Source organism: Nostoc sp. JL33 (assembly GCF_017114985.1).
GTDB lineage: Bacteria > Cyanobacteriota > Cyanobacteriia > Cyanobacteriales > Nostocaceae > Nostoc.
In genome coordinates this window covers 176,725-197,613 of record NZ_JABXKP010000064.1, presented here as the reverse complement: position 1 = coordinate 197,613, position 20,889 = coordinate 176,725, and the positions used below count along the sequence as shown (strand labels likewise).

Below are 20,889 nucleotides of genomic sequence, written 5' to 3'. Positions count from 1 at the left end.
TCACTCCTAACTCCCACTCCCAACTCCTAAACTTGAAAATGAACTTACCCGCAGCTAGCCGTCTCCAATTCACTCCCGATTTAAACATCTGCCGTATATTAAATGGTATGTGGCAAGTCTCCGGCGCACACGGACAGATAAATCCCCAAGCCGCGATTGAGACTATGTTCAAATATTTAGACGCAGGCTTTACCACTTGGGATTTAGCAGACCATTATGGCCCTGCAGAAGATTTTATTGGTGAGTTTCGCTGTGAACTAATTGATACTCGTGGAAAAGCTGCTTTATCTCAGGTGCAAGCCTTTACAAAATGGGTACCTCGTCCAGGCAAAATGACGAAAAAACTGGTTGAGGAAAATATTGATATTTCCCTGAGAAGAATGAATGTAGAATCGTTAGATTTGATGCAATTCCATTGGTGGGAATATCAGGATAAAAATTACCTGGATGCCCTAAAATATCTGGCCGAACTTCAGACTGAGGGTAAAATTAAGCATCTAGGTTTAACTAATTTTGACACGGAACACTTGAAGATTATTACCGAAGCAGGCATCAAAATTGTTTCTAACCAAGTGCAATTTTCCCTTGTTGACCGCCGTCCCGAAGTTAATATGGTGGAGTTTTGTCAACAGCATGACATAAAACTTTTTACTTACGGTACACTGTGCGGCGGTTTGTTATCAGAAAACTATTTGGGTAAACCAGAACCGCGAGGATTTGATCTGTCTACAGCTAGTTTGAAAAAATATAAAAATATGCTTGATGCTTGGGGTGGTTGGCAATTATTTCAAGAGTTGCTGGCTATCCTGAAGGAAATTGCTAATAAGCATGGGGTAAGTATTTCTAACGTAGCAGTGCGTTACATCTTAGATCAGCCAACAGTGGCAGGTGTGATAGTTGGTGCAAAGCTTGGTGTATCGGAACATCTAGAAGATAACGCCAAAATATTTAATTTTAGTTTAGATGCTGACGATCGCGATCGCATCAATGCAGTATCTCAGCAATCACGGGATTTGTATCAGTTAATCGGCGATTGTGGCGACGAATATCGACGATGATAACTAAGCCTTTAGGGAGTGTGCAAGCCTTTAGGAAGTAAGTGATAATACCGTGAAGGTTCTTGTGGAAACTATTTCGACAAACCATGCCCCTAAAGCTCACCTTCGCCCTCAGTCAACAGCAAACTTTTGAACTGCGCTTTAACAATGTTTCACGTCCCTTGGATAAAGCAGAGTTAGCAGCGCTGATTGATTTGTGTGAGCAAAATTATTATACTCAACAAACAATAGCCTTAACCGATCTCACCCAGTTGGGACATCAACTTTATCAATGGCTGGATGGTAATGAGGGATGGCTGAGAAGGTCGCTAAATGAAGTAGATCAAACAATTTATCTGGATTTGATTCAAACCAGCGAAGCACAGGGGTTGAACCCAGAAACAGAAAGAGTAGCGTTGGGATTGGCACATTTGCCTTGGGAATTACTACATGATGGTGCAGAGTTTTTAGTAGAACGCCGGGATATTTCCGTCTTGCCAGTGCGTTCTGTGCAGCAGCGTCAAGCCCAAGTGATTGGCGTGCAAAATCGTCCATTGCGGTTGCTATTCATGGCGACTTCTCCTGAAGATCCCAGAGTTCCACCACTAAGCTTTGAGCAGCAAGAAGCGAACATTTTGCAAGCAACCAAAGAGCAGCCTTTGGTGTTGATTGTCGAGTCAAGTGGCTCAGTTGCAGAGTTAGCTAATTTGGTGCAATCCTACCCAGAAAACTATTTTGATGTCTTTCACCTCACGGGACACGGGATAATTTATACCAGAAAAGATTACGGCTATTTGCTGCCACAAGGTGCAACACTACCAGACAATACTCCTTGCTTGATCACTGAAGATGATGTGGGGGATTTGCAACTTACTACCGTCAATGACTTAGCTAGAGGCTTTCGCGGACGCTGGCCCCGTGTAATTTTTCTCTCTGGTTCTCATCTGGGACAGGTTCCTAACAAGGGGACAGTACCCTCGATAGCTCAGGCATTGGTGAAGGCGGGGGCAGGTATAGTTTTAGGCTGGGCGCTTCCGGTGTATGAGCGCACGGGTATTGTAGCGGCACAGGCACTCTATCGAGCTTTGGCGGCGGGGGCAAGTGTGGAAGCAGCAATCAAAGCGGCGCAGCAGGAGATGATTGACAAAAAATGCACCGACTGGCATCTGTTGCGGATGTATCGGGATACGCGCCCGATTGCAGAACTGGTGACACCACTGAGAACAAAAAATCGTCAAAGGCGGAAGTTCACAGCCCCAGAGCCAGAATTTCTGGATGAGAATAATCAAATCAAAGTTGCCAGTCAGTTTGAATTTGTCGGACGCAGGCGAGATTTGCAACGGTGTCTCAAGGCATTGCAGGAAACCAGCGAGCAAATCGGTGTGTTTATTGCCGGGATGGACGGAGTGGGCAAAAGTAGCTTGGCGGCGCAGTTATGTACGCGAGTGCAGGCGCAGCGTCCCAATTTTGCGCGAGTCGTGTTGATTGGCCCTCTGGATGAGTGGGGTTTGCTGACTAAGCTTTCCAATAAGTATCAGGAGTTTGCAGATGTGCCCGCACTTTTGAATCAACCAAAAGTAACTCTCAAAGGGCGGTTGCAAAACTTCTTTAAAGCAATAGAAAACGTCCATAACCAACCCTTGCTGCTAGTGCTGGATGGCTTTGAGCAAAACATCCCCAATTCTAATATTGAAGATGGCTCATTGCGGATGACGGCAGAGGCTTACGAGATTTTAGAGGCGATTTGTGCAGCATTGGCAGAAACCGGGGCAGAAAGTCGGCTGATTGTCACCTGTCGCTATTTGAAATCAGACACCTTGCCACCCCACCGCCTGCACTTGGAATCTTTAGCAAGGATGAGCAGCAGTGATATTGATCAAATCTGCTTTCCCTTAAATAAAAAAGTTAAGCAACAGTTAAGAACTCAGAGGATTATTAACATTGCCAATGGTAACCCTCGTTTGCTGAAGTGGTTATTGGAGGTGATTGGGCAACTAGGACTAGCGGGGGCTCAACTCCTGAATCGGCTGGAGAAGACTGAGCCAAAGTTTCGTGAAAATATTTTGGCACAAACTCTGCTGGGTAGCTTGGAACCGGAAGAACAAAAGTTTCTCGCCCAGATGAGTGTCTTTGATCTGCCTGTGACAGAGGAGATAATTAGTGTCTTCATGCAGAACCTCTCCCCAACCCTCCCCGAACAAACAGATGTCAGCCTGGCGAGCATTCCAATTTTGCACAAATACCTGGCCAATAGAATTCGCCGCTACACAAACCAAGTCCGCTCCGTCCCTTGCGCGGTGACTATAAGAGAAGTTCTGGTGCCTGGGTTGGGCTGCGCTAACATCGGTTCCCGGCGCTCAGACTTCTCTGTGCGCGAACTAAACCTAGCCGGCCTACTGCTTCGCAGCAGCCATAGGCGCAGTGTCTCCCTTAGGAAAAGGCTAGGCAGACTTTGTTTCCGTAGCCCCACCAGGATTCTAGTCTCATCCCATAGCGTCTGCTTGACGGAGGGCATTTTGCACATTTGGGATGCTCCCATCAGCCTCAGCCTAGTGGAGTTCGCCACCACTGACCCCATCCAGCCAGCTAATTACCGAGTGGCGACAATTTTAAAACCAATGCTGGAATCAGTCTTGAGTCAGTCAGAGTGGCAAGCAACCCGACAGCAAGCGGTGAGGAAAATTTATCAAGTTTGGTGGGAGGACTCCAACCAACCTAGAGAAGTAGAAGGACTAGAAATTGTCCGTTTGGGACTGCTGGCAAGAGAGCAAGAAATTGCTGTTAGCGTTGGGGATTGGATTGCAACCCGTTGGGTGAACAGTTCCCGCTTTGTGGAAGCTTTTGAGTTATGTAAGCAAATCTTGGCAGTTTTTCAAGACTACCGCATCTTGGGAAGTATTGCCCGTGCCGAAGAGGCTTTGGGTTTTGTGCAAGAGGCTGTTGTCCATTTTCAGCAAGCCTTAGACCTTTGCCCCCAAGAGGACTTGCAAGAAAAAGCCGCGACCCTACACGAAATGGCAGGGTTAAAAGTCCAACAAGGAGACGTACTAGGGGCGATCGCTTTCTATAAACAGTGTTTGCAAATCGAAGAAGATATCAACGATGTCTTAGGGAAAGCTGAAACACTACACGAAATGGCAGGGTTAAAAGCCGAACAAGGAGACATTTCAGGAGCGATCGCTTTCTATGAAGAGTCTTTGCAAATCGAAGAAGATATCAACGATGACCTAGAGAAAGCCGCGACGCTAGCGAATCAGTCTTACTGGGCGGGTGAAACTGGAGATCAAGCTAGGCAGTTAGATTACAATTTGCAAGCTGCTGTCACACTTGCACAAATACGTGCATACATTAATTTGGTGAAGGTTCTCAGTAACTTAGGTGTAGCAGATGAAAGCAACGGTTTGGTTTACCTAGCTCAAGCAATTTGGCTGACACTGAGGATTCAAGCTTCCTTAGCAGATACCATTGAGTTAATCAATGTTTTATATAATAAAGTCCCTCTAGGTGACGAATTAGAAGCTTTGCTAGGAGCAACGGCAATTTTCTTTTGCAACTACCGAGGTGAAGGTGATCCGCAGTTAGAGAAACTCCAAGAGCGTAGTTTCGAGATCATATCAGGGGCGGCGGATGCCCAAGGAATTGAAACAGAGGAAGGGTTTAATACTTGGTTTACTCAGCAACGGCTCAACGATCCAGAATATTTCCTCCCCCGGCTCAATCAACGCTTAGAAGAGATAGTCGGGGATGGGTGGTTGTTTGACCCCAGTCAAGTTTAGATGGGCAAATAAGGGGAGATGCGAAGATAGTAAAAGGAAGACTGATTGACAAATAAACTAAATTAGGGCATTGGGCGCTGACGTAGCTGTGTACGCTCTACAACAGTAAAACTGCCTTCTAAAGATATACCTTCAATACTCAGCAGGCGTAGCAAGTCTTCAGCTGGCTCCTCTGGTGTAGCAGTAAAATAACGGAAATAAACAACACCGACTGGCGATGGCATTCGTAGGCGGTAAATTAACTCACCTTGACACTCCCCTGGCTGTTAAGATTTCGCTTGTCTAACGACACGCTGCGCGAACGCTCATCTTAACTAAAAGCCAGGGGATTCTTGGTTCATCGAGACCATTTAGATTAGGTTCCTTGCGTCATCTAACCCAGAGATGGGACTCTCCCCTTGGCGCAGCGTCTCGAAGAGAAGCGTTAACTTTCCGAGTGCCCCTCGGTAGTTGCATTACTGCAAGTCCTGTTTTATTGAAACGATTTGTTTCAAAATTCTGATTTGTCTAGCTCCTATGAATCTTTTACCTACTGCTAGGAAGAAACTAGAACAATGCAGTAGAACCGCATAGATTCAATTGTCTTCGCGTTAGCGTCTCCCCTTGGGAGAAGGTTCAGATTGCTGCTAGGCAGTTAGGTTTTTATACAGGTTGATTACCTTGCCTGTTATACTTAATTGTACTGACGATTGGCGGGATATGTCAAGAGCAAAAAAGCTAGATATTAGAGTATCTGAGTACGAATTCTTTCAGCTACAACAAGAAGCGGAAAGACAAGGTTGTTCAATGTCTGACCTAGTTCGGAAATACATTTCTAAACTTCCCAGACCAAACATCACCGCAGGGTAAACCCTGCGTCGTGGCTTTCATCCCTGGGCTGAAGCCGCAGGGTTTTCAGCCTACATTCTTATAATCTCGGTCAAATGTCAGAATGATTCGCCCCTCACGAACTGCACGCGTCAGAACCTCAGAATCTTCTGCACCTGGCGCATCTTCACTTCCATAGGCTACATCGTAACCAGCAGAGCGCAAATATCTAACGCTCATCAGAGGAAAATTTTCATTTGCTAGAAACTGCATCATCCCGTCTCAGACAAAAGCGGTAGGGTGTACAAAGATTCTTCACGCATACACTCTGCTGTAAAAGCGAACACCGCTCTTAATGCTTGTGAGGTAAGAGTAGGATAGTTTTCTAGCACTTGTTGTTCTGTCCATCCCGCAGCAAACAAACCTAATAAGAACTCTACAGATAAACGAGTTCCTTTCACAGTCGGCTTACCCAGCAGAATTTTTGGGTCTGAATGAATGTACTGTTGCCAGTCCATAGTTTGTACTCCGACTCAGCTACAGCTATTGTTGCACAGTTGCACAGTATGATTTTTGTGGGCTTGGTGAATGGAAGATGCGATCGCGTTAATCTTAAATTAATTAGTCACAATGTCACGAGTTTCTGCAATGAGTCCCCAAGGTTCATTCACCAAGTTCAGAGGTTCATTCACCAAGCTCAGAGCTTCCTCCGCATAAGGCACCCTCCGAAAGTCGCTTCGGAACGTAGATTAAATAAAATGGAAATACTTCATCCTGTCTCTAGCTTCCCTCTCCAATATATCGGAGAGGGATTGAGGGTGAGGTAAGCCAGGGACATAAATTCTATGTTAGACATAGGCGTGAAATTAAATATGCGTTACCCTGAACCCTTGTAGAGACGTAGCAGTGCTACGTCAAAACAATTCTTTTTCACCAGATGTATGTTATTTAATTCTTATTCCTTAGTTGAAAGTTAATAGTGTCTTACTCTAGCTCATACATCTGTTTATGTTTGGCTAAAAGCTCTTGATATTTCTCATTTGTCTTTGCTTGTATCCACTTGGCTTTAAATATTGCTGCTGATTCCGCTTTAACTGGGTCTACTTCATAGGGAAGAATCTCTTTTTTGGAACCTGAAGTTTCCGAATTTTGTTTATATTTTCTGCCGCTTTTATGATTAGCGTAACGACGGGAGCGAGTATAACCCATTTGAATAAACTTGCGTGCCATATCCGCGCCGACAAAATCATCTTTCTCTAGATATTCAAGAAACATCTCGTAGATTTTTTCACTCGACTCTTTAGCAATCTCAGGAGTTTTGAACCGCCAGTAGGGAAGGACTTCTGATTTGTATGGTTCAACCAAAAGTACACCCTGCTCACCCTTACCAACACGATAGAGTTCAGGATGTTGGCGAAAATCAATATTTTTAAAGTCTAAAGAATAATCAAAAGCCATGATAGATTTTTATTATTTATAATAAACTTTAAGAAAAAAGTTCAACTTCTATCTAAGTATTGAGATTTTATTCTACTATGCTATCTAGCACCCAATCCGTGAACAGTGTCCTTGCGCCAGGAAATCTGCGTAAAGTGCATCACATTGCCCTCAACGTCCAGGATATGCAAGCTTCCCGCTACTTTTATGGCACTATCCTGGGTTTGCATGAACTCACAGGCGATGAAGTACCCGCAACCCTGCTGGAACTTGTCGCATCTGGCAAAGTAGCCAACTTCATCACCCCGGACGGGACGATACTGGATTTATTTGGGGAACCAGAATTATCACCACCAAATCCAGACCCAGAAAAGACTTTCACTAGAGCGTACCATCTCGCCTTTGACATCGATCCGCAGTTATTCGATCGCGCGGTGACAGTGATCAGAGAAAATAAAATAGCGATCGCACATGGCCCAGTCACTCGTCCTACTGGTAGAGGTGTGTATTTTTACGATCCAGATGGCTTTATGATTGAAATTCGTTGCGATCCAGAAGCTAGTTAACTTAGAGGTAATAACAAAAGTATCTACTATGGCTGCAAATCTCACGCAAATCTTTCAAGTAATTGAAGACACAATCACAAAACCACCAATTCCACACGAACCATACAAGCAATCATTGAAAGCCTGGGCGATGTATTGTTTGCGAGACAAAGGTTTTATAGTCGCTTATGCTCAAAATGCCGACTTTGCCATTGAAAGAAAACGTGAAGAAAAGCTATATTTTAAAGTTTCAAACAGCCCCGATGATTTAGATAATTCTCTTAACTGGATTGTTTGGGATAGTGTAACCAAAAGTGCCAGTCTCATTCCCCAAAAAATAGACTGATGGCAAAATAGTCATCAAATGTTTTCCTGATTCTTTAACTATTCTGACTTTTGAATTCCGACTCCTGAATTCTGACTAGACGACTGCTGCACAAATATTTGATGTTCTGGTGAATTTAATCCCAACTGCAACACAGCCAATACTTGCTGCATATTGCCAGCAAGTAAATCTAACCTTGACAACCACAAACCAGGAAATACTTGGCTTTTAATAATTCCATTTAGGCTACGGTGTACGCATAAGCCGAAAAATTCTCTACCCACATTTTTGTCAGAGTGAATCTGTCACACTCACCGACATCCCGCCCAGAACTGAAGTTCAGGGCTGATAGCTGAAGTCCACGCTTAGTGGACTAAATGATCAATTCAGTCCACTAAGCGTGGACTTTAACTATGAGACTCGGAATTCATTTTGAGGCGGGATAGAAACGCAGTGCAAGATTTATTAATAAAGATATGGCTGGCACTAGAATCAGGTTTCTCAAACACCATTAAATGCTGTCGAGGTAACAAGTTTTTGGTTTCCCGCCAAACCAAACCAACAGCTTGCATTTCTTTACGGACTTGCTTTTGAGTCATCTTGTGTAGACCTTTAATCATAATAAAGGGATTTTCACCCCGGTACTCAACCAGCACTACCCGACCACCTGGTTTAAGTCCTTTGACAATTCCTTGCATGACTTCTTGAGGATACTCAAGTTCATGGTAAGCATCCACCATCAACGCCAAATCGATACTTTCAGATGGTAAGTTGGGGTCGCTAAGAGTTGCCAAAACAGGCTCAACATTGGTGATATTTTTCTCTTTTTTGAACAAATCAATGATTTCCAACATTTCTGGCTGAACATCTACAGCCAACACCTTACCATCTGTTAATAAAGGCGCAATGCGAAAGCTTAAGTAACCTGTACCAGCACCAATATCCGCCACCACATGATTAGGTTTCAGATTGAGGGCGTTGACTACCTTACTTGGCTGTTCCTCTCCCTCTCGGCTTGGACGTTCTAACCAGCCAGCGCCTGTGTATCCCATAACTTTGGCGATTTCGCGCCCCATGTAGTATTTGCCGATACCATCTGGACTATGGATTATCCGTTGTTCGTAAACAGTGGTGGATGAAGTTGCGGCTTGTGCTGTCAGGGTTGGATTCAGCAGCAAGCAACTCAATATCACAATAAAAGTTACTATAAAGTGGAGAAAATTTAACATTTGGTTATGACTGATCTAGATAATTATAAGCAGCAACTAAGAGAATTTTATGGTAGTAGAACGACTTATGACCATGAAGAAGGTACTCGTCATCCTCTAGAAGCCAAGATTTTACTTGAATTTGTTCCACTACATTCGGGACAAAAAATCCTTGATGTAGCGACTGGAACAGGTTTAATTGCCATTCCTGCATCTGAAAAAGTTGGTTCAGAGGGCTACGTGATTGGGATTGACATGACCCCTGGAATGTTGCATCAAGCAAGACTTAAAATTGCAGCAGCAAAATTACAAAATATCGAGTTAATTGAGGCAGATGCAGAATATTTAAACTTTAGTGATAGTAGTTTTGATGTTGTCTTTTGTTGTGAGGCAATTGTACTTTTTCCTGATCTAATTGCTATTTTAAAAAAGTGGTATCGCTTCTTAAAACCCGGAGGATTTGTGGCATTCACTTGTCCTCCCGAAACAGCTTTGATGGCATCTCTTCAGCAGAGGATCTGCGCTAGAGTTTTGGGTGAATCGCTACCACATATCCTTGAACCACTGGGAACTCCAGAAAAATGCCGCAATTTACTCAATCAGGCAGGTTTTAGAGATATCGAAATTAAGATTGAGCCATCAGGACGTTATCGCCCTCTTAGTGATAACAAATTATCTGAGACAGTAATTAAGATAAATTTTAAAGGTAATCCCCTGTTGTCAAAATTATCACAAGAACAATTAAATCAATTGCAAGTTGAGTACAAAGCAGAAATTGAGAAAGTAGCAACCGATCGAGGTATTTGGATAGACACTACAAAGTTTTTTGTTCGCGCTCGAAAATAAGTTGATGAGCTTTGCTGCTGAACTGACAGATGAGGGCGATCGCGCATCATAATCTTACCGTTACTAATGACAATGACAGTTTAAGCTCCTAGACCGATGTCGAAGTAAACATTTTCAGGATTTACTTAAACAGCGCCTTGAAAAATTTGTAATCCAACCTTTGGACGTTTATATGCCAAACCTGTCCCTAATGTTAGTGCCTGTACTCGCTGCACAGAAAGTAGCAGGTGACGGTTTAATTAAACCTCTCGGTCATCATGAACTGCTGTTGGTGCTGGTGCAACTGTCACTGTTGCTTCTGGTAGCGCGGGGATTGGGTGAATTGATGCGCCGGATTAACCTACCGCCTGTTGTTGGGGAATTACTCGCAGGTGTGCTGCTTGGCCCTTCTCTATTTGGTCTGCTCCTTCCAGACTTACAGGCACACATTTTTCCCAAAAGTCAAGAACAGTCTAATTTACTTTCGGTTATTTCTTGGTTAGGCGTGTTATTTTTGCTGATTGTGACTGGGTTGGAGACGGATCTCAAGCTGATCCTTCGTAAGGGTAAAACGGCTCTGTTGATTTCATTAGGCGGAATTATTGTCCCGTTTATCACCGGATTTGGATTGGGCTGGCTACTACCAGATAGTTTTTTGGCGGCTCCAGAAAAGCGACTAGTATTCAGTCTGTTTATCGCCACAGCAATGAGTATTTCGGCAGTACCAGTGATTGCTAAGGTGCTGATGGACTTAAACCTAATTCGCCGTGACATTGGTCAAGTCACCTTAGCTGCTGGCATGACTGACGACACCATCGGCTGGATTTTACTTTCTGTGGTTTCAGGTTTAGCTAGTAGCGGCAAATTTGACTTTGGGACAATTTTCCATTCCGTGAGTGCGGCTATATTGTTTCTAGCGATCGCCTTTACAATTGGGCGTACCATCGTAGACCAGATTTTGCGGTGGGTTGATGACTACGTTGGCGGAATCTCCGCTAGTATATCGGTTGTGCTGATTCTTTCGCTCTCGGCAGCAGCACTTACCCACGCATTAGGTCTAGAAGCAGCATTAGGTGCTTTTGTGCTGGGGATTTTGGCAGGTCAATCTCGCCGTTTTAGCAATGAGGCTGGACATATGCTAGAAGTCTTCACAGCAGCCTTTCTAGCGCCAATTTTCTTTGCTTCAGCTGGCTTGAAAGTTAACTTGCTAACTTTGTTAGTGCCCCAAACGTTGCTATTTGGCTTGATTGTTCTCACTGTCGCCTGTGTTGGCAAGTTTACAGGTGCTTACATTGGTTCTCGCGTCGGCGGCTTGAGTCATTGGGAAGGTTTGGCGATGGGTTCCGGGATGAATGCTCGCGGGGCGATGGAAATTGTCGTTGCCACGATTGGTTTATCTTTGGGAGTGCTGAATCCCCAGATGTACTCGATTATTGTCATGGTAGCGATCGTTACTTCGCTAATGGCTCCGCCCCTTCTGCGCTGGTGTTTATCAAAGGTGGTGATGAGTGATGAAGAAGCTCAACGTTTGGAACAAGAAGAACAGGATAGCCGCAGCTTTATCAAGCAAATCCAGCGTGTCTTAATACCTACTAGCGGTGGCCCCAACATCCAACTCGCGGCGCAACTAGTCGGTTACATGGCTCACCAAAACTCGATAGAAGTCACATCTCTATATGCCCTGAGTGACAAGCAGCCCCAAAAAAAAGCACGTCGAACGGCAACCGAGGTAAAAGACACTGCCGCAGAGCAAGCTCTAGCCTCTGTTGTTGAGGAAATGAACCTACCTGCTGATACCACCTTGCAAACAAAAACGGAGTCTGGGCGTAATAAAGCGGAGGTAATTCTGAATGAAGCGAACAAAAACTATGACTTGATTGTACTGGGAGCTTCGGAAAAGATCCGCCCCCAGAAAGCATTGTTCAATTTGCTTGTAGATCGGGTAGTACAAGAAGCCCCTTGTGCAACGATGGTGGTGAAGTCGCAGCTACCCCAACCCAAAGGCGAGATATGCAAAATCGCTCAACAACAGCTGACAAAGATTTTGGTGCCAACGGTGGGGACAGAATATAGCAAAAATGCCGTAGAGATGGCAAGTACGATCGCTGCTCAAACAGGGGCATTAGTGATGATCGTGAACGTGATTAATTTGCCACAGGTTGACTATATTCTTTATGAGCAGCGATCGCTAACTCCAGTCAAAGAAATTGCTCACGATCTGCTCGAACAGCAAGCAGCAATTGGCCGCAATCTGGGTGCTGATGTCAAAACCTATATTCTTCAAGGAACCAGCCCAGAAAGGGAAATCCTCAAGTTTGCCCAAACCAAGGAAGTTGACCTAATTATTCTAGGGAGTAGTATCCGAATGGTTACGGGTCGCGTTTTCTTCGGTCACAGAGTGGATGCAATTTTGAGTAAAGCCCATTGCCCAGTAGCGGTAATTACTACGCCATAGTCGTTCTCAGCTTAGATGCATTTAGTTTGTATGAATATATTTATACTCACATAGATTATCAATCTCAGCATCTAAGCAAACTTTTCTTTAATAATTTGACCTTAGCGCGAACCTCTGAGAGTGGTTGATCTTTGCAAATTAGCTAGAGCGCGATTGTAATCCAAAATAGCTGCGACTCGATTACCTTCTGCTCTTGTCAGGTCATTTTCAGCATCAATCACCTCTGTTTGAGTGCCCACACCCGCTTGGAACCTCAGCCTTGCTAAATTCACAGCTTCCCTGGCTTGATTTAAAGCCACACTAGAAGTTTGCACATTATTTAAATTGGATTGCAATTGAGAATAGTACTGTTCTACATCAAAGCGAATTTGGTCGCGCTGGCTAGCAAATTGAGACTCTGCGACCCCAATATTAGCTGTGGATTGAGCCGCACTCGCTCTTGCTGCTCCCCCCTCAAACAAACTTAAATTTCCTGTGAGTCCCACTGAATACCCATCAGTAACGCTGACACCATCGTTATACCGATCTAGCAGATTGTAGTTGGCTGCCAAACTAATTTGCGGCCCTAGCTGTGAAAGTGCTTGTCGTCGCTGTTGCTCGTAAATATTACGTTGTGCCAAAAACTGTTGCAATTCTGGACGATTTTGAAACGCTTGGATAATAGTTTGTTCCACTGTTGGCTGCCAAAGTCCCGCTAGTTGTACGGGATCTGCTGCACTGATATCAACTGACTGCGACAAACTTAACAACGTGGCAAGCTGACGACGGGCAATTTGCTGCTGTGAGATAGCATTAGTAAGCTGTTGTTGGGTGTTTGCTAAATTCACCTGAGCTTGTAGCACATCGAACCGCGTACCTACTCCAGCCTGTTCTCTGGCTAGAGTATCCCGCAAACTAGCCTGGGCATTTTCCACAGCAGACCGATTAATTCTTACTTGTTCATCGGCTTGTTGCAAATCGTAGTATTGAGTCGTGGCATTCAACCTAATTGTAAGAGACTGAGTTTCAACATTTAATTCATCCAAACGTAGTTGTTCTTCAGCTGCTCGGATTGCCCCTTGTCGGTTCCCAGAAGTATACAGGTCATAATTCAGTTGTGCTGAACCATTGAAAGAGGTCACGGGTTGAGATGGACTGCTGGTAAAACCATTACCATTATTAGTCAGACTACTGTTAATACCAAGAGTAGGAAACAAGGCAGCTTGAGACTGACGTACCGCCGCGCGACTGCGTTCTAACTCTAATATGGCTACCTGTAAGTCTCGATTGTTGCGTTTTGCTAGTTCTAAAGCTTGTGCCAAACTGATTGGCACAGTTCTCTGAATCCTTATTTCCTCCGGTTTGGTAGGAAATTCCAGAGGATTGGGATTGGGGTTGAGGTAATCGGGAACCTGTACAGAGGTTGAGGAATTCTGTGGTTTTGGGGGAGTTGCTGCACTTGCTATTGGAAGAATAGCGATGCCTGAGGGCAAGGCTACCGCCAACGCTACGCTAGCCCAGGTATAATGCACGAACAATAAGCTGAAATTCATAATTGATGTAGTCAATAATCGGGTTTCTTTGAGGATACAATCAAAGTTTTGCTCCTGATTGACCTACAGAGGTTAAAATCTTAACTTCCCCCTCAAAAGGTTGATATTAACAAATTAGCCTACAATCAAACCATCCTGAACTCGAATAATCCTTTGAGTTTGAGCAGCAATATCTGGCTCATGAGTGACAATCACAATTGTGATTCCTTGGTCATTAAGTTCTGTCAGCAAACTCATCACCTCACGAGAAGTTTCAGTATCTAAAGCTCCTGTTGGCTCATCTGCCAAAACTAACGCCGGTCGGTTAACCAAAGCGCGAGCGATCGCTACCCGTTGTTGTTGTCCGCCAGAGAGTTGACTAGGACGGTTAGCGATGCGTTCCCCTAGTCCTACCTTTTCCAAGGCTTCTAATGCCCTTTCACGGCGTTTTGGCTTAGGCAAGTTAGCGTAAACCATTGGTAACATAACATTTTCTAGCGCTGTCGCCCGCGCCAATAGGTTAAATTGTTGGAAAACAAAACCTATCCTTTGGTTGCGAATATAGGCTAATTCATCATCATCAAAAGTCGTCAGGTTTCTGCCTTCAAAAATATAGTCTCCAGTTGTGGGACGATCCAGGCATCCCAAAATATTCATCAGCGTGGATTTACCCGAACCTGACGCACCCATAATAGAGACGTATTCCCCTTCTTCAATGGAAAGTTGAATTCCCTTGAGTATTGGAACACTAACTTCTCCCAAATGATAGGTTTTAGTAATAGATTCCATCCAAATCATGGTTGGCATAAAAATTAGGAGTTAGGAGTTAGGAGAGACGCGATTAATCGCGTCTGTACAGGAGTTAGGAATTATTTAGTCACTACGTAAAGCGTTGATTGGATCTAATTTGGCGGCGTTCTGTGCTGGAATTACCCCAGCGATTAAGCCAACCGTTAATGAGAGTCCAAAACCAGCAATGATCGATAAGAAAGAAATTACAAACGGAAATTTGAAAGTGTTTGCAGCTATAAAGGCTAATAAAACGCCAGTCGCCATACCAATACATCCGCCGACAATGGAAATCACGATCGCTTCGGCTAAAAATTGATTAAGTATTGCGGAATTGGTGGCTCCTACGGCTTTGCGAATCCCGATTTCTCGCGTCCGCTCAACCACGGAAACTAGCATAATATTGGCAATGCCAATTCCACCAACCACCAGAGAAATTCCAGCGATCGCTACTACCATAACTGTAAATAAACCCACAATACTAGTGAAGGTACTAACAATATCAGCTTGATTAGTCAGCCGAAAATCATCAGCTTGTGGCGGATAAATGTTGTGACGCAGCCGTAAGAGATTGGTGACTTGAAACTGAGCGGCTTCTAACTGCTCCTGATTCGCGCCTTTGACTAAAATTCCATTTACAGAAACGCCTACCAGGGCATTGTTACCAACCAGTCTCTTCGACATAGTAGTTAGAGGGATGAAAATCTGGTCATCTCGATCCATCGGGCCTTGAGCGCCTTTAGGCTCCATCACCCCAATTACTTCATAAGCCTCTCCCTGAATCCGAATTCGCTCACCGATCGGATTTACACCCTGTCCAAAGAGTGTGGTTTGGACTGTGGGGCCAAGAATAGCAAACTGTGCGGCAATATCTAGTTCTTCCTGAGTAAAATATCTCCCTTGCTGAGGGTGGGTATTTCTGACTTCTGGGTAGTTTAAATCTGTGCCATAAATGGTTGTTGAGGTGTTCTGTCCTGCATATACAACTTGGGCGCTGCGTTGCAGATAAGCAGAAACAATCTGTGCTGATGGCGCTTGTGTAGCGATCGCCTTAGCATCTTCCCAAGTCAAGGTGCTGCTAGAACCTACCCCTTGACGGACATTCCCGCTTCTCGCCGCACCCGCTAAGATTTGGATGACATCTGTACCCAATGCTTGTATCTGTTGCTCAACACCCTTTTGCACTCCCTGACCAACAGAAGTAATGGCAATGACTGAGGAAATCCCAATAATTACACCCAACATAGTTAGACCTGTGCGTAATTTGTTACTCCATAGAGTCTCTGCCGCCATTGTCAAGATTTCCAGCAACGGTACTGTGCGGGTATTCTTAACTTTGTAAAAGCCCTTAAACATCTTAAACATAAGGTTTTATTTAAAACTCAATCCAGTTCAGCTAAACATTTCTTCCTTCTCTTCCTTTGCGTCCTTTGCGTCCTTCTCTACGAGACGCTGCGCGTAGCTTGCTTCTCCGTAGGAGTATGCGGTTCGTTAAAAAAATTGACTTTGACAAAGAGTTAAGCCTTAAGTGAACCGTATTAATTTAAAACTCACTTTAAGAACCACCGCCTTGAGAACGGCCACCACCGCCTGAACGACCGCCGCCACCACCTGCTCCACCTGCTCCGCCTCCTAGACCAGGAAAAACTCCTCCTCTCGGTGTTGATTGCGGACGTGACCCTGGTGGGAAACTGAGCAATACTCTTTCGTTTCCTGTCAATCCAGACTTAACTTCAGTAAAGTTATTCGCGGTAACGCCAGTCTCGATGCGAGTAAACACAGGTTTGTTATTTTTTCCTGCCACAAACACACCTGTGGCATTTTCTTGGCGCACCACTGAGGCCGTTGGTACTACTAAAACATTTTGAACTTGACCGACTTGAAAATCTACTTCCGCATTCATCCCAGACCGCAGTAGCATTTGAGGATCTGAAAGTGATACTCTGACTTCAAAACTGGTGACGTTTTGCGTTACTACTGCTTGGGCAGCAATTTGGCTGACTTTACCTTCAAAGGTTTTTCCTGGGTAGGCATCTGCTTTAATCGAGACTTTTTGACCAAGGCGGATTTTGGAAATATTTGTTTCCGCTAAACTTGCGACAACTTCATTTGTGGAAGCTAGAGACAAGATTGAAGAAGAAGAAGAAGAAGCTACTTCACTACTGGCAGTTGTGGGTGTCACGAAAGCGCCTGGATCGGCATACTTCTTTGTCACCACACCATCAAAGGGTGCGCGAATGATCGTGTCATTGATTTGGGCTTGGATGTTTTGCAGCGAACCACGAGCAGATGTTACCTGGGCGCGGGCTGCGTCAATATCTTCTTGGCGCGTTCCGGCTTTCAGAAGTGCCAAAGCTTGCTGTCTCTGTTTCACCACAGCTTGTGCTTGCTCGATGTCTTCGGAACGTGACCCGGCTTTTTGCAACGCTAGTGCTTGTTGTGCTTCATTTACACTAGCTTGGGCAGTGTCGCGATTGGAACGGTTTTGGTTAAGAGTCTGAAGGGAAATACCACCTGCATTGTAAAGTTGCTGATTACGAACAAAATTATCTTCTGCTTGGCGAAGGGCGGCTTGAGCGCTTTGCAACCGTGCCTGTGCTTGGCCAATATCTTGAGAGCGATTGCCTGTTTGTACCTTTTGCAGATTCGCCTCGGCTTCGTCTAATACTCCTTGTGCTTGAGCAATATCTTGAGGACGATTGCCTGCGATCGCTTTTTGCAAATTCGCCTCGGCTTGTGCTAATTGTCCTTGAGCAGAGGTTAGCTGCCCCCGCAGGTTGGAATCATCCATGTAAGCGACAATCTGTTCTTGTTTGACGATATCTCCTTCCTTCGCCAACAGCCTTTTTAGGATGCCGGAATTTTTCGGGCTGAGGTTGATTGACCGCTCAGGCTTTACCGTTCCGTTCGCTGAAACTGTGATTGTTAAACTCTGCCTTTCTACAGGCTTTGTCAGCACCCGGCGTCTGGCTTCTTGACGGGAAACAACTGTTACTTGGTAATAAACTGCATAGCCAATTCCACCCAAAAGGCAAAGAGCAATTAGCCAAGAGAGCCAATTACGTGTGACCTTTTTTTTCTTTACCTCTGGAACCAAAACTGATGAATCTACAGGTTTTGATGTTGTATCAATTTTCATATTCGCTTTGTCTATAAAGAACGGCTACCAAGCTGGTTATTCACGGCTAAAACTAGAGCCTGGTAGCCCTGACAATTTATTGATTTTTTAGTGTTTTCACAAAAAAGAATTCACGAGCAAAGCCGGAGACGTTTCCCTTGCTCCACTCAGAAAGAGCCAGTCCAATCTCCTCCCTACAGCCCTTCTCAACACAGGAGACGCTGTTCGCGTTCGGGCATCCTACAGGCAGGCGATCTCACCTCTTTTTTGGGAGGAGGGGAGACATCAAGGGCGATAGTTTAAAGGTTTATTTGCAATACCAGTCCACTAAAAAGTCTGAAGTAATCATCACGCACTCTGACTAATCTCCCAGCAGAAACAATTTCTTGATTGGGAAGAAGAATATCTCCATTGGGAAGTCTGAAGTAACCTTGATTACGCAATCTGGCTATGTTCCTAGAAAGAATAATTTGCCCATTGGGATATCTGATGTCACCATTGCCAAGTCTGACTACTCTGCTATAGGATTCGTTGTCGCGGTTTCAATTGCCTCTAGGTGGAGCTCCAACTTCTCTAGGATTGGGTCTGCTGTCGCGGTTCCAATTGCCCCTATTTGCCGGAGTTCCAACTTCTCTAGGATTGGGTCTGCCGTCGCGGTTCCAATTGCCCCTATTTGGCGGAGCTCCAACTTCTCTAGGATTGGGTCTGCCGTCGCGGTTCCAATTGCCCCTATTTGCCGGAGTTCCAACTTCTCTAGGATTGGGTCTGCCGTCGCGGTTCCAATTGCCCCTATTTGGCGGAGCTCCAACTTCTCTAGGATTGGGTCTGCCGTCGCGGTTCCAATCGCCCCTATTTGGCGGAGATCCAACTTCTGCGGCATTGGGTCTGCTGTCGCCGTTCCAATCTCGATCGCGTTCAACCCTCTGGGCATTTGCAGGCGCAGCCAAGAGAGCAGGAACAATGATCAGGGCAGCAGCAGCTAAGACTATTGATACACGGTTTGCTTTCAGCATGTAATTGACTCCTTGTTTAGATTAAAGTTCTATTCTGCTTAGGTTCGGATTTAGCAATTTAGACAGTTGCTTTTGTCCTGGCATCAAGATGCCTCATATTTACATTATCGTATAAATTCATACATAATCATTATGGCTCAAAATTTCCCAACCCATGTATGACCAAAGTCACTAGTAATTCTAGGCTGATGTATGACCAAAGTCATCAGTTTTTCTAATGGTTACTGGGGAAGGCGAGACGCGGGGAAATATTTCTAAAAATCTCTTTGCGTCTCCGTGCAAAAGCGTCCACGCGTCGGTTTACTTAATCCTGCCTTGGTGCGATTCCTTGCCAGAGAATATCCACAAGACTCAGGACAAATACTGATACTTCCGGGGCAGGAACTCCAGAATTTAAGTAAGTTCCTATTGCTAATTCGGTAGTTGGTATACTGACTTGGGACGACATTTGTTCTAAGAAAACGTAGTTGATCACCGACCCTACTAAGATATGAGCCACTGTCTGGGGATCGCAAGGGCGAAGGCGATCTTGGTTGATCTCACACTCTAAGAAAGCAGTCAGTACTTTCACATCTACCATCGGTCTTGCTTCTTTACCTCCAAGTTCTGGCATCGCATTGCCTCGCGATCGCACCATGATTATTTGAGGCAGCACCTGGCGATAGAATTCCATAATCTCAAAGCAGACCTTGATCAGGTTTTCTTTGAGATTGCCTTTGCCACAAAGACATTCCAACTCGTTCACCCACTGGGGTTTTTCTGGAATTCCCATCGCCGCAAAAAATAATTCTTCTTTCGTTGAGAATCGCTTAAAAATTGAAGCTTCAGAAATACCAGCTTGTTGAGCAATTTCTAAGGTTGAAGCACCAAATCCTTGTTGTAGGAAAATTTGACGAGCCGCTTCTAAGATTTGCTGATTGGTGATTCTGGGTATACGAGCCATAAATAAGTAAGTGATTACTTATTAATATATTGCTTTTGTGATCGGGATGTCAACAGCTAATGACGTAAGATTTTGCTACCGTCAACAGCGGAGATCGTTTAAGCTAGCTGAAAGATTCTTTGATTAGTGGCTTAAAGGCGGTAGTGTGCCTAAATATGTTCGTTTGATTTCTTTTCTAATGGTCTGTAGTTTGTGGAGTATGCCAAAAGCCGCTAACGCGCAGGCATTAATACCCCATACATTGCAACTAGATGCGACAAAGTTAGAGAAGCAGGGGTTGAGCTTGGCACAAGAGGCGGCTCAACTAGCTCAGTTTCAACAGGTTGATTTAGCTTTGCCACGAGCGCGGCTGGCTAGTCAACTGGCTCCTGGGAATGATAAGGTGTGGTTGCTCTTAGGTGGATTGCAACTGCAAACAAAAGAGTTTGACGGGGCGATCGCTAGCCTGAAAAAAGCGCAAGCTATCAACCCCAAAAATGGTGATATTCTGTTTGCTTTGGGTTCAGCTAATTTTCAGCAGAAAAATTACCAAGCAGCTCTTGTCAATTACCAAGATGGTTTGAAGTTAAAACCCAATGATCCAGAGGGGTTATTTGATTTGGGTAATGCTTACTATCTGCTGGGGCGATTGCCAGATGCGATCGCCCAGTACGATAAAGCCGTCTCCCAAGATAAAAAATTCTGGCCGGCGCTCAACAATATTGGCTTAATCAACTACGAACAGGGTAATATTCCGGAAGCGATTAAGCGATGGCAATCTGCTATAACCCTTGAGAAGCAAGCCGCAGAGCCTTTATTAGCCTTGGCAGTGGCACTGTATAGTAAAGGCGAACGCCAACAAGGACTAACCTTGGGAGAATCTGCACTCCGCATCGATTCGCGCTATGCTAATTTGGATTTCCTCAAAGAAAATCTCTGGGGCGATCGCCTACTGTCTGATACGAAAAAATTCCTAGAATTACCCCGTATTCAAGCAGCCCTACTCCAACGAGAAAACTCATCATCAACCCCTGGAAAACAGCCTACCCAATAGGAGTAGGGAGTAGGGAGTAGGGAGTAGGGAGTAGATGGGAAAGAGGTAATTTTTCATTCTCCCCATT

19 protein-coding genes and 1 pseudogene are annotated in these 20,889 nt (G+C 44.7%); 8 read left to right on the top strand and 12 right to left on the bottom strand.

The window, feature by feature from the left end; genetic code table 11:
- Nucleotides 1-38 precede the first annotated feature (38 nt).
- Nucleotides 39-1,058: an aldo/keto reductase gene (locus HWQ23_RS18010; RefSeq protein ID WP_292830571.1), complete on the top strand. Its 1,020-nt coding sequence runs from the start codon at nucleotides 39-41 to the stop codon at nucleotides 1,056-1,058.
- Between the two features lie 86 nt (nucleotides 1,059-1,144).
- Nucleotides 1,145-4,813: a CHAT domain-containing protein gene (locus tag HWQ23_RS18005; protein WP_292830569.1), complete on the top strand. Its 3,669-nt coding sequence runs from the start codon at nucleotides 1,145-1,147 to the stop codon at nucleotides 4,811-4,813.
- A 62-nt stretch (nucleotides 4,814-4,875) separates the two neighbouring features.
- On the opposite strand, the gene HWQ23_RS18000 is transcribed toward HWQ23_RS18005, so the two are convergent.
- Nucleotides 4,876-5,037: a hypothetical protein gene (locus HWQ23_RS18000; RefSeq protein ID WP_292830567.1), complete on the bottom strand. Its 162-nt coding sequence runs from the start codon at nucleotides 5,035-5,037 to the stop codon at nucleotides 4,876-4,878.
- Between the two features lie 475 nt (nucleotides 5,038-5,512).
- Here HWQ23_RS18000 and HWQ23_RS17995 point away from each other — a divergent pair, with 475 nt between their 5' ends.
- Nucleotides 5,513-5,662 (top strand): plasmid mobilization protein, encoded by a 150-nt coding sequence (locus HWQ23_RS17995; protein WP_292830565.1) that lies wholly within the window; start codon nucleotides 5,513-5,515, stop codon nucleotides 5,660-5,662.
- Between the two features lie 45 nt (nucleotides 5,663-5,707).
- On the opposite strand, the gene HWQ23_RS17990 is transcribed toward HWQ23_RS17995, so the two are convergent.
- From HWQ23_RS17990 to HWQ23_RS17980, 3 genes are all read right to left on the bottom strand, one after another.
- Nucleotides 5,708-5,893, bottom strand: coding sequence for a DUF5615 family PIN-like protein (locus HWQ23_RS17990; protein ID WP_292830797.1), 186 nt, complete (start codon nucleotides 5,891-5,893; stop codon nucleotides 5,708-5,710).
- Nucleotides 5,893-6,138: a DUF433 domain-containing protein gene (locus tag HWQ23_RS17985; RefSeq protein WP_292830563.1), complete on the bottom strand. Its 246-nt coding sequence runs from the start codon at nucleotides 6,136-6,138 to the stop codon at nucleotides 5,893-5,895. The genes HWQ23_RS17990 and HWQ23_RS17985 overlap by 1 nt, the downstream gene beginning before the upstream one ends.
- 466 nt (nucleotides 6,139-6,604) lie before the next feature.
- Nucleotides 6,605-7,078 (bottom strand): DUF4385 domain-containing protein, encoded by a 474-nt coding sequence (locus tag HWQ23_RS17980; protein WP_292830561.1) that lies wholly within the window; start codon nucleotides 7,076-7,078, stop codon nucleotides 6,605-6,607.
- Nucleotides 7,079-7,155: 77 nt separating this feature from the next.
- On the opposite strand from HWQ23_RS17980, the gene HWQ23_RS17975 reads away from it, so the two are divergent.
- Together HWQ23_RS17975 and HWQ23_RS17970 are read left to right on the top strand one after the other, a co-directional pair.
- Nucleotides 7,156-7,623: a VOC family protein gene (locus HWQ23_RS17975; RefSeq protein WP_292830559.1), complete on the top strand. Its 468-nt coding sequence runs from the start codon at nucleotides 7,156-7,158 to the stop codon at nucleotides 7,621-7,623.
- A gap of 28 nt (nucleotides 7,624-7,651) precedes the next feature.
- Nucleotides 7,652-7,948 carry a hypothetical protein gene (locus HWQ23_RS17970; RefSeq protein WP_292830557.1) on the top strand — a complete coding sequence of 99 codons (297 nt, stop codon included), beginning with the start codon at nucleotides 7,652-7,654 and terminating at the stop codon, nucleotides 7,946-7,948.
- 38 nt (nucleotides 7,949-7,986) lie between these two features.
- On the opposite strand, the pseudogene HWQ23_RS17965 reads toward HWQ23_RS17970, so the two are convergent.
- Together HWQ23_RS17965 and HWQ23_RS17960 are read right to left on the bottom strand one after the other, a co-directional pair.
- Nucleotides 7,987-8,169: pseudogene (locus tag HWQ23_RS17965) on the bottom strand (hypothetical protein); the annotation flags it as partial.
- Nucleotides 8,170-8,334: 165 nt separating this feature from the next.
- Nucleotides 8,335-9,156: a class I SAM-dependent methyltransferase gene (locus tag HWQ23_RS17960; protein WP_292830555.1), complete on the bottom strand. Its 822-nt coding sequence runs from the start codon at nucleotides 9,154-9,156 to the stop codon at nucleotides 8,335-8,337.
- A 6-nt stretch (nucleotides 9,157-9,162) separates the two neighbouring features.
- Between HWQ23_RS17960 and HWQ23_RS17955 the strand changes: the two genes are divergently transcribed.
- Complete coding sequence (locus HWQ23_RS17955; protein WP_292830553.1) at nucleotides 9,163-9,981, top strand: class I SAM-dependent methyltransferase; 819 nt, start codon at nucleotides 9,163-9,165, stop codon at nucleotides 9,979-9,981.
- A gap of 172 nt (nucleotides 9,982-10,153) precedes the next feature.
- Nucleotides 10,154-12,415, top strand: coding sequence for a cation:proton antiporter domain-containing protein (locus HWQ23_RS17950; RefSeq protein WP_292830551.1), 2,262 nt, complete (start codon nucleotides 10,154-10,156; stop codon nucleotides 12,413-12,415).
- Between the two features lie 101 nt (nucleotides 12,416-12,516).
- On the opposite strand, the gene HWQ23_RS17945 is transcribed toward HWQ23_RS17950, so the two are convergent.
- The 6 genes from HWQ23_RS17945 to HWQ23_RS17920 all read right to left on the bottom strand — a co-directional run bounded on the left by HWQ23_RS17945 (nucleotide 12,517) and on the right by HWQ23_RS17920 (nucleotide 19,789).
- Entirely contained in the window at nucleotides 12,517-13,947 is a 1,431-nt protein-coding gene (locus HWQ23_RS17945; RefSeq protein WP_292830549.1) for a TolC family protein, read from the bottom strand.
- A 114-nt stretch (nucleotides 13,948-14,061) separates the two neighbouring features.
- Complete coding sequence (locus tag HWQ23_RS17940; protein WP_292830547.1) at nucleotides 14,062-14,733, bottom strand: ABC transporter ATP-binding protein; 672 nt, start codon at nucleotides 14,731-14,733, stop codon at nucleotides 14,062-14,064.
- Between the two features lie 66 nt (nucleotides 14,734-14,799).
- Nucleotides 14,800-16,071, bottom strand: a complete 1,272-nt coding sequence (locus tag HWQ23_RS17935) for an ABC transporter permease (RefSeq protein WP_292830794.1) — start codon at nucleotides 16,069-16,071, stop codon at nucleotides 14,800-14,802.
- A 199-nt stretch (nucleotides 16,072-16,270) separates the two neighbouring features.
- Nucleotides 16,271-17,854 (bottom strand): efflux RND transporter periplasmic adaptor subunit, encoded by a 1,584-nt coding sequence (locus tag HWQ23_RS17930; protein WP_292830545.1) that lies wholly within the window; start codon nucleotides 17,852-17,854, stop codon nucleotides 16,271-16,273.
- Between the two features lie 521 nt (nucleotides 17,855-18,375).
- Nucleotides 18,376-18,846 (bottom strand): hypothetical protein, encoded by a 471-nt coding sequence (locus HWQ23_RS17925; protein WP_292830543.1) that lies wholly within the window; start codon nucleotides 18,844-18,846, stop codon nucleotides 18,376-18,378.
- A 304-nt stretch (nucleotides 18,847-19,150) separates the two neighbouring features.
- Nucleotides 19,151-19,789 carry a TetR/AcrR family transcriptional regulator gene (locus tag HWQ23_RS17920; RefSeq protein ID WP_292830541.1) on the bottom strand — a complete coding sequence of 213 codons (639 nt, stop codon included), beginning with the start codon at nucleotides 19,787-19,789 and terminating at the stop codon, nucleotides 19,151-19,153.
- A 145-nt stretch (nucleotides 19,790-19,934) separates the two neighbouring features.
- On the opposite strand from HWQ23_RS17920, the gene HWQ23_RS17915 reads away from it, so the two are divergent.
- The gene (locus HWQ23_RS17915) at nucleotides 19,935-20,822 is read left to right on the top strand and encodes a tetratricopeptide repeat protein (protein ID WP_292830539.1); all 888 of its coding nucleotides are present in this window, start codon (nucleotides 19,935-19,937) and stop codon (nucleotides 20,820-20,822) included.
- Nucleotides 20,823-20,889 lie beyond the last annotated feature (67 nt).